This is a genomic window from Rhodoferax aquaticus, assembly GCF_006974105.1.
GTDB classification, from domain to species: domain Bacteria; phylum Pseudomonadota; class Gammaproteobacteria; order Burkholderiales; family Burkholderiaceae_C; genus Allorhodoferax; species Allorhodoferax aquaticus_A.
In genome coordinates, this window is record NZ_CP036282.1 from 4,689,044 (window position 1) to 4,701,645 (window position 12,602).

The window sequence follows — 12,602 nt, forward strand, 5'->3', positions numbered from 1 at the left end:
GGGCGCAATAGCCACTTTTTGCCATGTTTGTGCCCGAAAGGCATTAGCCAATCGAATACTGCCGCTGACGCACTGATCTCTGTTTTCATTCCTGTGGGTCAGGAACACACTGCGCATTCCTACAACACCAAAACAGGAGACACCATGCGTATCGGACTACCCAAAGAGATCAAGAACCATGAATACCGCGTAGGGCTCACGCCTGCGAGCGTGCGCGAGCTAGTCGCCCACGGGCACCAGGTGCTGGTGCAGGCCGGGGCGGGGGCCGCCATCGGTTTGGCGGATGCACAGTACCAAGCGGCGGGCGCGCAGATCGTGGCCGATGCAGCCACTGTGTTTGCCCAGGCAGACATGGTGGTCAAGGTCAAAGAGCCGCAGCCCCAAGAGTGCGCCATGCTGCGCCCCGGGCAAATTCTGTACACCTATTTGCACCTGGCACCCGACCCCGAGCAAACGGCGGCCTTGGTCAAATCTGGGGCCATTTGCATTGCCTACGAAACCATTACCGGCCCCGGTGGCGGGCTTCCCCTCTTGGCCCCTATGAGCGAAGTGGCGGGCCGCATGGCGGTGCAGGCGGCTGCGGCGCACCTTGAAAAGTCCAAGGGTGGCATGGGCGTGCTCCTCGGCGGTGTACCCGGCGTGCCAGCAGGCCATGTGGTGATTTTGGGCGGCGGCGTGGTGGGCACGCACGCCTTGCAGGTGGCTGTGGGCATGGGTGCCAAGGTGACCGTGCTGGACAAAAACGTAGACCGCCTTCGCCAGTTGGATTTGGTGTTTGGCAACCGCATCCACACGCTGTACTCCAGCGCCCAAAGTGTGGAAGACGCAGTGCTAGATGCCGAGGTGGTGATTGGCGGGGTACTCATTCCCGGTGCTGCTGCGCCCAAGTTGGTAACCCGCAGCATGGTCGCGCGCATGAAGCCGGGCGCTGTGGTGGTAGACGTGGCGATTGACCAAGGCGGCTGCTTTGAAACCTCACACGCGACCACCCATGCAGACCCCACGTTTGTGGTGGACGGCGTGGTGCACTACTGCGTGGCCAACATGCCGGGCGCCGTGGCCCGCACCTCCACCTTTGCCCTGAACAATGCCACCATCGCGCATGCCGTGGCTTTGGCAGACAAGGGCTGGAAGCGCGCGCTGCAAGACAACCCCCACCTGAAAAACGGCCTCAACGTGGCCGAGGGCAAAGTTACCTACGAAGCGGTTGCCCATGCGCTGGGCTTGGGCTATGTGAGTGCAGACTCCGTGCTGGCCTAAGCCCGCACCAGACCGCGTTTAGGCGCGGCTGGCCGTGCTTACAAACCCACGCTAGCAACGTGTGCGTCCAGCCACATCTTTAGCGTGTCGAACACGGGCGTTGCGTCTTGCTCGTTGAAAATCTCGTGGTAAAGCTTGTCAAAGCACACCGTCTGCACCAGTGACTTAGGCGCCGCAGCCGCAAAGGCGCGGCTGCCTGCTGGGTTGACCAAGCGGTCATCGCCTGCGTACATGAGCAGGGTAGGCACCTTCCAGTGCTTGGCCATGGCCACCGTCTTGGGCCCCGTGTCCGCAATGTAGCGGGCCAAGCGCGCCGATATGCGGTCGTGGACCCAGTGGTCTTTTTTGTAGGCACTCACCACGGCCGGGTCGTGCGAGAGGTACTGCGGCTTCACGCCATTGCCCACGCGCAAATTAGGCGCAATGCGCGGCAACACCGCCAAGAGCAGCTTTTGAAACGCACTCAAGCCCGGGTCAAACGCGGGAGACGACAAGACCAAGGCGTCGATGGGGCGCATGCGCAGCGCCACAAACTGGGCGGCTACCAAGCCGCCCAAGCTGTGTCCCAACAAAATCAAAGGCGTGTTGCGGGGCATGCGGCCACGGGTGGTGGCCACCACATCGGCCAAGTCGCTAATGAGGCGCTTTTTGTCTGGCAAGCCGCCACGCACACCGGCAGACTCGCCATGGCCGTAGTGGTCATGGGCGCGCACGGCAAAACCCCAGCTATTGAGTTTGCGCGCCACATGGTTGTAGCGCCCGCCATGCTCCCCCAGGCCGTGGACGATGAGTACCACGCCCCGCATAGGAACATCGTCATCCAAGGGCCAGTCTTGCACCGCGACGTGGTCGCCGGTGCTGGCAATCAGTGCAGAGAGGGTGGAATCGGTCATGGCGTGGGGCGCTCGGTAGGTTTAGGGGCAGGCCGCGATGACGTGCGCAACCGCGGCGGTCAACTTCTTGGCGTAGGGTACATGCAAAAACTCGTTGGGGCCATGGGCGTTGCTCTTAGGGCCGAGCACGCCACACACCATCATCTGCGCCTTGGGAAAGCCCTTGGACAACATGTTCATCAGCGGAATGGTGCCACCTTGACCAATGTAGCCGCAAGATGCGCCAAAGTGGGCTTGTGATGCGCCATTGAGCGCCGCCTCAAACCAAGGTGCGGTGCTGGGTGCATTCCAGCCGGTATTGCCCGCTGCGTTTTCAAATGTCACCTTGGCTTGGTAGGGTGCATTGTCTTCAAGCAGCGCTTTGAGTTCTTGCACCGCACCTGCGGCCTCCACCAGGGGTGGCAAACGCAGGCTGATCTTGAACGCGGTGTAGGGGCGCAGCACGTTGCCCGCATTCTTCAAGTCCGGCATGCCGTCCACACCGGTCACGCTCAAGGTGGGGCGCCATGTGCGGTTTAACAGCGCTTGCAGCGGATCTGTCGTGGTGGGCAAGGCGAACTGGGTGGCACCACCGCAGTCGTAGTGCGCCCAGGGGAAGCGCTTGTACAGCTCTTCACCCAAAATGGCCGCCGTGGCTTGGGCTTGTTGCAAGCGGTCGGCGGGCACTTCGCAGTGGAAGCTGGCGGGCAGCAAACGCCCGGTGGCACTGTCTTCCAAACGGTCCAAGACCTGGCGCATGATGCGAAAGCTCGATGGCACCAAGCCACTGGCGTCGCCGGAGTGCACGCCTTCGGTCAAAATTTCTACGCGCAACACACCTGTGGCCTGGCCACGCAAGCTGCTGGTGAGCCAGAGTTGGTCGTAGTTGCCAGCGCCAGAGTCCAGGCACACCACCAAACTCACATCGCCCAAACGGGGCTTGAGCGCATCGACATAGGGCAGCAAGTCGTAAGAGCCGCTTTCTTCGCAGGTTTCGATCAGCCCCACGATGCGGGGGTGCGGCACGTTTTGGCTCTTGAGCGACTGAATGGCCGCAATGGCGGCATAGGCGGCGTAACCATCGTCTGCACCGCCCCGGCCGTACAAGCGGCCGTCTTCGTACTTGGGTGTCCATGGCCCCAAATCGCTGCGCCAGCCTGAAAACTCGGGCTGCTTGTCCAAGTGGCCATACATCAGCACGGTTTGGGTGGAGTCCACCTTGGTGGCGGGCACTTCAAAAAACAAAACCGGCGTGCGCCCTTCGATCTGAATCACTTCCAGCGTCAAGCCGCTAACCTTTTGCGCCTCAATCCACGCGGCGGTGGAGCGCACCACGGTGTTCAGGTAGCCATGGGCTGCCCAGTCGGCGTCAAACATGGGGGACTTGGCAGGCACTTGGATGTATTCCTCCAAGCGGTGAACAATGTCGCTGTCCCACTTCTGGCTCACCTGGTCCAGGGTGGCTTGGTCATTCAGCGCATGGGCGGGAATTCGTGCGTTCATTGTGTTTGTCCTTTTGTAGCCAAAAGCAAAATCCTGCATCATGCCACTGGGCGGGCTAGTTCCGCAGTGGCGCAGGGCCGACTTGTTAAGAAATCGTTGACGCGGGTTTGCGGTAAGCCTGCATCCAGGCCAAGCCTGCTTGCGTGGCCCCATTGTGCGCCCCTAGGCGTGGCCTGTATTCACACCCTACCCAGCCGCGGTAAGCCAAGCGATCCAGCTCCGCCAACACAAAAGGGTAGTTCAGCTCGCCTTGGTCCGGCTCTTGGCGCATGGGCACGGAGGCAATTTGAACATGGCCCACGCGCCCCGTGGGCACATAGCTGCGCAGCTTGGTGGTGACGTCACCTTCCATGATTTGGCAGTGGTACAGGTCCATCTGCACGTGCAGATTAGCTGCCCCCACCTCAGCCAAGATGGCGTGGGCTTGGTCCTGGCGGGTCAGGTAGTAGCCGGGCATGTCGCGGGTGTTGATGGGCTCAATCAACAGCTGCACACCGTGAGCAGCGGCCTGCGCACAGGCCCAGCGCAAATTACTGCGATACGTGGCGTGCACCGCAGCCAAGTCAGCCGCATGGGCACTGGGCACCACGCCTGCCAGCACATGCAATTGGGTGCACTGCAGCGCTTGGGCGTATTCCAATGCCAAGCGCACGGTCGTTTGAAACTCAGCCTCGCGCCCTGGTACACAGGCCAAGCCACGCGCGCCCGCGTCCCACGCGGCTTGGTTGGCTGCGCTATCGGGCCCTGCTACCGGTGCGTTGAACAGCACCTGCACCAAGCCGTTGTCGGCCAAGCGCTGGGCAATGTCTTGTGGGGCGTGGCCGTACGGAAAGAAATACTCCACACCGGCAAACCCGTCTCGGGCCGCAGCGGCAAAGCGGTCCAAAAAGGGCAGCTCGGTGTACAGAAACGACAGATTGGCGCAAAACCGGGGCATGGTGCGTACAGGCTCTGCAGCGCGCTTTAGCGCGCCAGTTGGTACACCGAGGTGCCTGCCCGCAAATTGGGCGCAAAGCGCACGGTGCGGCCGTTTTGCACACCAAAGCTATCGACCACTTTGAGGCCATTTTTCTGGGCCAGCACGGCCAAATCGGCATGGGTGCCCACGCGGATATTGGGTGTGTCGTACCACTGGTAAGGCAAGCGGCGGGTCACCGGCATGCGGCCTTTGAGCACGCTCAAGCGGTTGGGCCAATGCGCAAAGTTGGGAAAAGCCACAATGCCCATCCGCCCCACCCGCACGGTTTCGCGCAGCATGACTTCGGCATTGCGCAAGTGTTGCAGGGTGTCGATTTGCAGCACCACGTCAAAGCTGGCGTCGTCGAACATGGCCAAGCCTTCATCCAAATTGAGTTGGATCACGTTGACACCGCGCTTGACGCAGGCCAGCACATTGGCATCGGCAATCTCTACGCCATAGCCCGTGCAGCCACGGGTGCGCTGCAGGTGGTCCAGCATGGCGCCGTCGCCGCAACCCAGGTCTAGCACCCGCGCGCCGTGTGGCACCAGTTCGGCCAGCGCATGCATGATGGAGGAATCGCTCATGCTGTGACCTCCAGACTGCGATGAACACTATCAAAATAAGAGCTGACTACGCCCATATAACGGGCGTCATCGAGCAAAAAGGCATCGTGGCCGTGGGGCGCATCGATCTCGGCGTAACTCACGTCGCGCTTGTTGTCCAAGAGCGCTTTCACCATCTCGCGGCTGCGCTTGGGGCTAAAGCGCCAGTCGGTGGTGAAGCTCACCAGCAAAAACTTGCATGTGGCCCGCGCCAAGGCTTGGCTCAAGCTTCCGCCATAGGTGCGGGCCGGGTCAAAGTAGTCCAGCGCACGGGTGATGAGCAAATAGGTGTTCGCGTCAAAGTACTCGGCAAACTTGTCGCCTTGGTAGCGCAGGTAACTTTCAATCTGGAACTCCACATCCTGCGTGGAATACAGATAAGACCCCAACTCGCCTTTTTTCAGCGCGGTTTTAAGTTGCCGGCCAAACTTTTCGTTCATCACGTCATCACTTAAGTAGGTGATGTGGCCAATCATGCGGGCAATGCGCAGGCCGCGTTTGGGAATGGTGCCGTGCTCGTAAAAGTGCCCGCCATGAAAGTCGGGGTCGGTCACGATGGCGCGGCGGGCCACTTCGTTAAACGCAATGTTTTCTGCCGTGAGGTTGGGCGCGCTGGCCACCACTACAGCGTGCTTCACGCGGTCGGGGTATTGCAAGGTCCAGCTCAAGGCTTGCATGCCGCCCAAGGAGCCGCCCATCACCGCGGCCAAGGTTTGAATGCCCAGCACATCCAACAAGCGGGCCTGGGCGTTGACCCAGTCTTCCACGGTCACCACCGGAAAGTCTGCGCCGTACACCTTGCCGGTGTCGGGGTTGGTGTGCATGGGGCCGGTGGACCCAAAGCATGAGCCCAGGTTGTTCACGCCAATCACAAAAAAACGGTTGGTATCCAAGGACTTGCCTGGCCCAATCATGTTGTCCCACCAGCCCTGGCTTTTGGCTTGCCCCTCGTACACGCCCGCCACATGGTGCGAGGCATTGAGGGCGTGGCAAATCAACACAGCGTTGGACTTGTCGGCATTGAGCGTGCCGTAGGTCTCGTAGCTCAGGTGGTAGGCGCCCAGTGACGCACCGCTTTGCAAAGGCAAGCGGTCGGCAAAGTGCATGGTCTGTGGCGTAGCGTTCATGTGCAAAACAAAAAACCCGGCGTTGCTAACTTATCGCTAAGGGCAAGGCCGGGTTGGCTGGCGTCTTTAGCTGAACTTATTAAGCGCCCGCAAGCTGTAGCAAATCGGCGCGCTCAAAGTATAGCAAGCTCCACTTGCGTATGGCCATTCGCGAACACCGGTCATTGGGTGTCCACAAAAGCCCGGGGCGCGCAATCATTCCATAAACCGGAATAGTGAATTCACAACACAGGATATTCCTGTTTTTGGGCAGCACAAATACAGTCTATCCATTCGCTTCAATTCGCGCGAATGCCTGTTCAAACCCATGACCAACCCAAGGAAACACCCATGTCCATCAAGCTCCACCGCCATCCACTGTCCGGTCACTCGCACCGTGTGCAGCTCGGCTTATCTCTGCTTGGCATTCCCTACGAATTGGTCGAAGTCGACCTGATGAAGGGCGCGCACAAAACCCCTGAGTTCATTCAACACAGTCCTTTTGGCCAAGTCCCCGTGCTGGATGACCACGGGACCATGCTGTTCGACTCCAACGCCATTTTGGTGTACCTGGCTACGAAATACGACGCTGCCCGCAAGTGGCTGCCAACAGATCCCAAAGGCCAAGCCGATGTGCAGGCATGGCTATCCGTAGCCGCTGGCCAGTTGGCATATGGCCCCGCTGCGGCACGTCTGATCACCGTGTTTGGCGCCAAGTACAACCCAGAGGAAGTGATTGGCCGCGCGCACCTTGTATTGAAAGTGATGGAGTCACAGCTTTCAGCGCGCCAATTCCTGGTTGGCAACAGCGCCACTTTGGCCGATATTGCGGCCTACAGCTATGTCTGTGCGGCCCCAGAAGGTAATGTGGACTTGTCGAGCTATCCCAAGGTACGTGCTTGGTTGACACGCATTGAAGCGCTGCCCGGTTTTGTTGCTTTCCAAAAAACGCCCGTAGGTCTGGCTGCATAAGCCCATCCCACAAAGCGACGCGGAGTTGACTATGCAAATTGCGAACACGGGCCCACAGCATCCCTTCCATGCGGGGGAACAATCGGTCCATGACCGCTTAGGTATTCGTGATCGCATGGTGGACCTGGGTCAGCGCGTGATTCGCGACGCCATGCCAGAGCAACACCAGCGCTTCTTTGAACAATTGCCGTTCATGCTGGTGGGCTCGGTGGATTCAGCCGGGCGGCCGTGGGCATCCGTGCTGGTTGGACAGCCTGGGTTTGTGCAGGCTAGCGACGCAAAACACTTGCGCTTCAAAGCCCGCCCAGTGACGGGAGACCCGTTGAACGAAGGGTTGACGGCGGACGCGCAACTTGGCTTCTTAGGTATAGAACTGCACACGCGACGACGCAACCGTGTCAATGGTCACGTGCTTGCCTCAGATACGCATGGCTTCAGTATTGAAGTAGATCAGTCCGTGGGCAATTGCCCTCAGTACATTCAAGGGCGCGAATTTCAGTGGGTGCGTGAAGCGACGGACCTCACGCCACGTGCCACCGAAGCGTTAGAGGCTTTGGACGCCAAGGCACAGACCTTGATCGCCCGCTCTGACACACTGTTCGTGGCCACCCATGCCCCGCGCACGCAAGGCCTTAGCGATAGCCAAACTGGGCGGGGAGCAGACGTCTCTCACCGCGGAGGTAGACCCGGTTTCGTCAAGATAGAGGACGAGCGCACCCTGCTCGTTCCGGACTTCACAGGCAACTTCTTTTTCATGACCTTGGGCAACTTGCAGTTGAACCCACGCGCTGGCATTGTGTTCATAGACTTTGAGACGGGTGACCTGCTCATGCTCACCGGTACCGCTGAAGTCGTATGGAGCGGCGACGAACTAAAGGCTTTTGCGGGGGCCGAGCGCGCATGGCGCTTTCACGTGGAGTCAGGGTGGCGCTTTACTGACGCATTGCCCTTGCGCTGGTCCTTCCGGGAGCTCTCGCCCAACTCAGTCCTCACAGGCACTTGGGCCGAGGCCCAGGCAAAAGACAAAGCACAAGCCCTGGCGCAAACATGGCGCCCCTATCGCGTAAGTCGCATCGTGCAAGAAAGCGCTGTGATTCGGTCGTTCCATCTCACGCCCGCTGACGGCCATGCGGCACCCACGTTTCAGGCAGGCCAGCATTTGCCGATCCGTCTGAAAGCAGCCTCAGGTGAGTACCTGCATCGCACGTACACCATCTCTAATTCCCCCAGCGAATCCCTCCTGCGAATCAGCGTCAAGCGCGAAGGGCTAGCCTCGGGCCAGTTGCATGACCGAGTTCAAGAAGGCGATCTCATCGAAGCATTGGGCCCTAGGGGCCAGTTCACGATTCAGGACAAACTGCGGCGCCCTGCGGTCTTGATTGGCGCAGGGGTTGGCATTACGCCGATGGTGGCGTTTGCACGCCATCTCGTCATTGAAGGTTTTCGCAACCGCCGCACCCGGCCCCTGCATGTCATCCAAGTGGCTCGCGATGCAGCACATCGCGCTTTCGGCAAAGAGTTGCTCGGGCTGGTAGCAGACGCCAAGGGCGCCATGGCCTTGCACACGGTGCTGAGCGCACCGCAAGGCGCACCGACCGGTGCCCACATAGGCCCACTCACCATCGATTTACTGAAGTCGATGCTTCCCTTTGACGACCATGAATTTTTTCTCTGCGGGCCCTCTGGCTTTATGCAGGGTTTGTACGATGGCTTGCGTGACTTAGGCGTACGTGATGAGCGCATCCAAGCCGAGGCTTTTGGCCCATCGGCCTTGAAGCGCCGCGCGGATGCAAGCGCTCAACGCCCCTCACCGCCGCTGCCACCGGCACAACAAGCGAGCGTGCATTTCAAGCGCACAGGTGACGCAGCGCAATGGACTCCTGGCCACGGCACGCTGTTGGAGTTTGCCGAAGGAAAAGGCTTGAACCCACCGTTCTCGTGCCGAGCCGGGCACTGCGGATCGTGTGCCACGCGCATGACATCTGGCGTCGTGACCTACGCAGAGCCTCCCGCATGGCGACCCGGCGCCGGAGAGGTACTTTTATGCTGTGCCAAGCCTGCTTCAGGCAGCGAGCTTGCTATTGAGCTGGAACTGTAGGCCTACGCAAACCACACTCCGAACTGCCCCATGTTTCCATTGCCATTCTTTTCAGAAATCCCCTATGGGCTTGGCGAAGACACCGCTTGGCTCGGGCGAGACGTCATGCGTGACTTGCAAAAGCTACGCCACCATCAACCGACTAAACCCCAGCCAGGAACCTGCCATGAGCAATTCATCACCCCAACCCGCACCACGCCCACCTTTGCCACCTTTCACCCGCGAGACCGCGGCGCAGAAGGTGCGGCTTGCAGAGGACGCCTGGAACACGCGTGACCCCCAGCGCGTTGCCCTGGCCTATACCGTCGACACGCAATGGCGCAACCGGGCTGAGTTTCCGGTGGGGCGCCAAGAGGTTCAAGCGCTGCTCGAACGCAAGTGGGCTCGCGAACTGGACTACCGCCTGATCAAAGAGCTTTGGGCCTTTGATGAGCATCGTATTTCAGTTCGATTTGCTTACGAATGGCGCGACGACGCAGGGAACTGGTTTCGCTCCTATGGCAATGAGAACTGGGAATTCGACGCGCTTGGGTTCATGCACAAGCGCTTTGCCAGCATTAACGACAAGCCTATCGCCGAGACTGAGCGAAAGTTCCACTGGCCCCAGGGACGCAGGCCCGACGACCACGCAAGCCTGAGCGATTTAGGCTTATGAACCAGGAGACATTCCCATGACCACCAACTCCATCGTTGAGACAGACGTTGCCATCATTGGTGCTGGCACGGCCGGCATGTCGGCCTACCGCGCCGCACTTGAACACACACCACGGGTCTTGTTGATTGAGAGCGGTGTCTACGGCACAACCTGCGCACGCGTGGGCTGCATGCCCAGCAAACTGCTGATTGCCGCCGCCGACGCGGCACACATGATGGCGATAGCACCACAGTTCGGCGTATCGGCGTCTGGCGTCAACGTGGACGGGCGCGCGGTGATGGCGCGGGTGCGCAGCGAGCGCGACCGTTTTGTGGGCTTCGTCGTCGACACCGTGGAGCATTGGCCAGCTGAGCACCGCATGCTGGGGCATGCCCGGTTTATAGACCAGCACACTCTGCAGGTCGGAGATACCCAAGTCCGTGCGCAACGCATCGTCATCGCAACAGGGTCGCGACCTGCTGTTCCTGAGGCATGGCGACAGGCCTTGGGGGAGCGGCTGATCATCAATGACGACGTGTTCGACTGGCAAGATCTGCCACGCTCTGTGGCCGTTGTGGGCACGGGCGTTATCGGCTTGGAACTCGCACAAGCGCTACACCGCTTAGGCGTTCGCGTGCGCCTGTATGGGCGCAGCGAGCGGGTTGGCCCCCTCACAGACCCCGAATTGCAAGCACTGTCGCTAGAGGTGTTCACACACGAGTTGCCACTGAGTGTCAACCTTGCCCACATTGAGCCCCGACGCGAAGGCGACCGTGTCATCGTGCGTACCAGCAACCGCGCGGGCGATGTCCACGAAGAGGCATTCGATTGGCTGCTCGCTGCCACCGGACGCACGCCCAATGTCGACCAACTTGGCTTGGAGAACACCGGCATGCCGCGCGACGCCCGGGGAATACCTATACACGACCGCCACACAGCGCAGGTCGCCGGTCTGCCTATTTTCGTAGCGGGAGATGTCAACGAAGACCGTCCCCTATTGCACGAGGCTGCTGACGAGGGGCGCATTGCAGGTGGCAATGCAGGGCTCTATCCGGATGCGCGCTTGCGTCCTCGGCGCGCTCCCTTGGCGGTCGTCTTCAGCGAACCGCAAATCGCGCTTGCAGGCGCCAGCCATGCGGAGTTGCGCTCTGCGGGCATTGATTTTGAAGTCGGGCGCGTGTCCTTCTCAGACCAAGGCCGCAGCCGCGTGATGGGCCGCAACCAAGGCGCTTTGCATGTCTATGGGGAGGTGGGGACGGGTCGCTTCCTTGGCGCAGAAATGCTAGGGCCCGCGGCAGAGCACTTAGGGCACTTGCTTGCCTGGTCTGTGCAGCGCGGTGATACGGTGCAGCAAATGCTTGACAGCCCGTTCTACCACCCGGTGGTAGAGGAGGGACTGCGCACCGCACTGCGGCAATTGCAGACTGCTTTGCGCTTGCCGCGCCCGAGTGACGAAGAATGCTTGGATTGCGGCCCCAAGTTTTGACATGAGCTTGGGGGTCCGTCACGGCAGCATCACGCCCATGGGCAATGACTACTTGCCCCACGCCTGAGTGGCTGGCAAATGGGGCAACTGGATTGAGATCCTGCAAACATGACTGTCGCCAGTAAACTCAATTCACTACGCCACCCAATGGAACTTTATGGACCGTTTTCACCTGATCAACGTCTTCGTCGCTGTGGTGGACACCAATGGATTCGCAGGGGCCGCCCGCAAACTCAGTATGTCGCCACCGGCAGTGACCCGGGCTATCAACGAGTTAGAGCAGCACCTGGGCCTGCGGCTACTCACGCGCACCACCCGCACCGTTCGGGTCACAGATGCAGGTGAACGCTATGTGCAAGACTGTAGGCGCATCTTGGCCGACATGCTGGAAGCCGATGAATCCGTCAGTGGCATGCATGCGTCGCCCAGAGGGCGCTTGACCATTTCAGCCCCCGTGTTGTTTGGTGGGCTCTACGTGACCCCGGTGATCACCGAATACCTGGCCCGCTACCCTGACGTCAGCGCGTCATGCTTGTTTCTAGACCGCATCGTCAACCTCGTGGATGAGGGGGTGGACGTTGCCGTGCGAATTGGTGAGCTACCCGACTCCTCCATGCAAGCCATTCGGGTGGGACAGGTCAGGCGCGTGATATGCGCATCACCCGACTACCTTGCCAAGCACGGCATACCACTTGTCCCCGACGACCTGCACGCACACACCATCGTCTCGTCCAGCAGCGTGACGCCAAACCCTGTGTGGAAGCTGGTGGAAAACGGTGACATCAAAAGCGTTCACTTGGAGGCGCGAATGACAACATCCACCAACGACTCCGCATTGGCCGCAGCAGCAGCCGGCTTTGGCCTGACGCGCCTGCTCTCCTACCAAGTGGCCGAACACTTTCGCAACGGGACGCTCAAAACCGTGCTGACTGAATTCGAGCCCGCCGCATTGCCCGTGCATGTGGTGCACAGAGAAGGTAGGCATGCACCTCAGCGCGTACGTGCATTCATTGACCTGGCCGTAGAGCGCTTGCGCGCCGACCCTCGGCTGAACTAGACGCCACGACAAACATAGAGCCCTTGCGCCCCGATTTACCCTGCTCCTATT

11 protein-coding genes are annotated in these 12,602 nt (G+C 60.2%); 6 read left to right on the forward strand and 5 right to left on the reverse strand.

The window, feature by feature from the left end; translation table 11 throughout:
* Positions 1–144: 144 nt before the first annotated feature.
* Positions 145–1,260 (forward strand): alanine dehydrogenase, encoded by a 1,116-nt coding sequence (ald, locus tag EXZ61_RS21590; protein WP_142813975.1) that lies wholly within the window; start codon positions 145–147, stop codon positions 1,258–1,260.
* A gap of 38 nt (positions 1,261–1,298) precedes the next feature.
* On the opposite strand, the gene EXZ61_RS21595 is transcribed toward ald, so the two are convergent.
* From EXZ61_RS21595 to metX, 5 genes are all read right to left on the reverse strand, one after another.
* Positions 1,299–2,153, reverse strand: a complete 855-nt coding sequence (locus tag EXZ61_RS21595; RefSeq protein ID WP_142813976.1) for an alpha/beta hydrolase — start codon at positions 2,151–2,153, stop codon at positions 1,299–1,301.
* 21 nt (positions 2,154–2,174) lie between these two features.
* Positions 2,175–3,635, reverse strand: a complete 1,461-nt coding sequence (locus tag EXZ61_RS21600; RefSeq protein WP_142813977.1) for a M20/M25/M40 family metallo-hydrolase — start codon at positions 3,633–3,635, stop codon at positions 2,175–2,177.
* A gap of 85 nt (positions 3,636–3,720) precedes the next feature.
* Positions 3,721–4,572: a 2-oxo-tetronate isomerase gene (gene otnI / locus EXZ61_RS21605; protein ID WP_142813978.1), complete on the reverse strand. Its 852-nt coding sequence runs from the start codon at positions 4,570–4,572 to the stop codon at positions 3,721–3,723.
* A gap of 26 nt (positions 4,573–4,598) precedes the next feature.
* Positions 4,599–5,180, reverse strand: a complete 582-nt coding sequence (gene metW, locus EXZ61_RS21610) for a methionine biosynthesis protein MetW (RefSeq protein WP_142813979.1) — start codon at positions 5,178–5,180, stop codon at positions 4,599–4,601.
* Positions 5,177–6,325 (reverse strand): homoserine O-succinyltransferase MetX, encoded by a 1,149-nt coding sequence (gene metX, locus EXZ61_RS21615; RefSeq protein ID WP_425353595.1) that lies wholly within the window; start codon positions 6,323–6,325, stop codon positions 5,177–5,179. The genes metW and metX overlap by 4 nt, the downstream gene beginning before the upstream one ends.
* A gap of 336 nt (positions 6,326–6,661) precedes the next feature.
* On the opposite strand from metX, the gene EXZ61_RS21620 reads away from it, so the two are divergent.
* The 5 genes from EXZ61_RS21620 (at position 6,662) to EXZ61_RS21640 (ending at position 12,551) form a co-directional block, all read left to right on the forward strand.
* Positions 6,662–7,276: a glutathione S-transferase family protein gene (locus EXZ61_RS21620; protein WP_142814364.1), complete on the forward strand. Its 615-nt coding sequence runs from the start codon at positions 6,662–6,664 to the stop codon at positions 7,274–7,276.
* 31 nt (positions 7,277–7,307) lie between these two features.
* Entirely contained in the window at positions 7,308–9,374 is a 2,067-nt protein-coding gene (locus EXZ61_RS21625; RefSeq protein WP_142813981.1) for a 2Fe-2S iron-sulfur cluster-binding protein, read from the forward strand.
* Between the two features lie 166 nt (positions 9,375–9,540).
* Positions 9,541–10,029 (forward strand): nuclear transport factor 2 family protein, encoded by a 489-nt coding sequence (locus EXZ61_RS21630; RefSeq protein ID WP_142813982.1) that lies wholly within the window; start codon positions 9,541–9,543, stop codon positions 10,027–10,029.
* A gap of 16 nt (positions 10,030–10,045) precedes the next feature.
* Positions 10,046–11,494: a dihydrolipoyl dehydrogenase gene (locus EXZ61_RS21635; protein ID WP_142813983.1), complete on the forward strand. Its 1,449-nt coding sequence runs from the start codon at positions 10,046–10,048 to the stop codon at positions 11,492–11,494.
* 157 nt (positions 11,495–11,651) lie between these two features.
* Positions 11,652–12,551, forward strand: coding sequence for a LysR family transcriptional regulator (locus tag EXZ61_RS21640; RefSeq protein WP_142813984.1), 900 nt, complete (start codon positions 11,652–11,654; stop codon positions 12,549–12,551).
* Positions 12,552–12,602 lie beyond the last annotated feature (51 nt).

What these genes read in the sequence shown, in the direction of transcription:
- ald (WP_142813975.1), top strand. Translation starts at nt 145, where the DNA reads ATGCGTATCGGACTACCCAAAGAGATCAAGAACCATGAATACCGCGTA.
- EXZ61_RS21595 (WP_142813976.1), bottom strand. Translation starts at nt 2,153, where the DNA reads ATGACCGATTCCACCCTCTCTGCACTGATTGCCAGCACCGGCGACCAC.
- EXZ61_RS21600 (WP_142813977.1), bottom strand. Translation starts at nt 3,635, where the DNA reads ATGAACGCACGAATTCCCGCCCATGCGCTGAATGACCAAGCCACCCTG.
- otnI (WP_142813978.1), bottom strand. Translation starts at nt 4,572, where the DNA reads ATGCCCCGGTTTTGCGCCAATCTGTCGTTTCTGTACACCGAGCTGCCC.
- metW (WP_142813979.1), bottom strand. Translation starts at nt 5,180, where the DNA reads ATGAGCGATTCCTCCATCATGCATGCGCTGGCCGAACTGGTGCCACAC.
- metX (WP_425353595.1), bottom strand. Translation starts at nt 6,325, where the DNA reads ATGAACGCTACGCCACAGACCATGCACTTTGCCGACCGCTTGCCTTTG.
- EXZ61_RS21625 (WP_142813981.1), top strand. Translation starts at nt 7,308, where the DNA reads ATGCAAATTGCGAACACGGGCCCACAGCATCCCTTCCATGCGGGGGAA.
- EXZ61_RS21630 (WP_142813982.1), top strand. Translation starts at nt 9,541, where the DNA reads ATGAGCAATTCATCACCCCAACCCGCACCACGCCCACCTTTGCCACCT.
- EXZ61_RS21635 (WP_142813983.1), top strand. Translation starts at nt 10,046, where the DNA reads ATGACCACCAACTCCATCGTTGAGACAGACGTTGCCATCATTGGTGCT.
- EXZ61_RS21640 (WP_142813984.1), top strand. Translation starts at nt 11,652, where the DNA reads ATGGACCGTTTTCACCTGATCAACGTCTTCGTCGCTGTGGTGGACACC.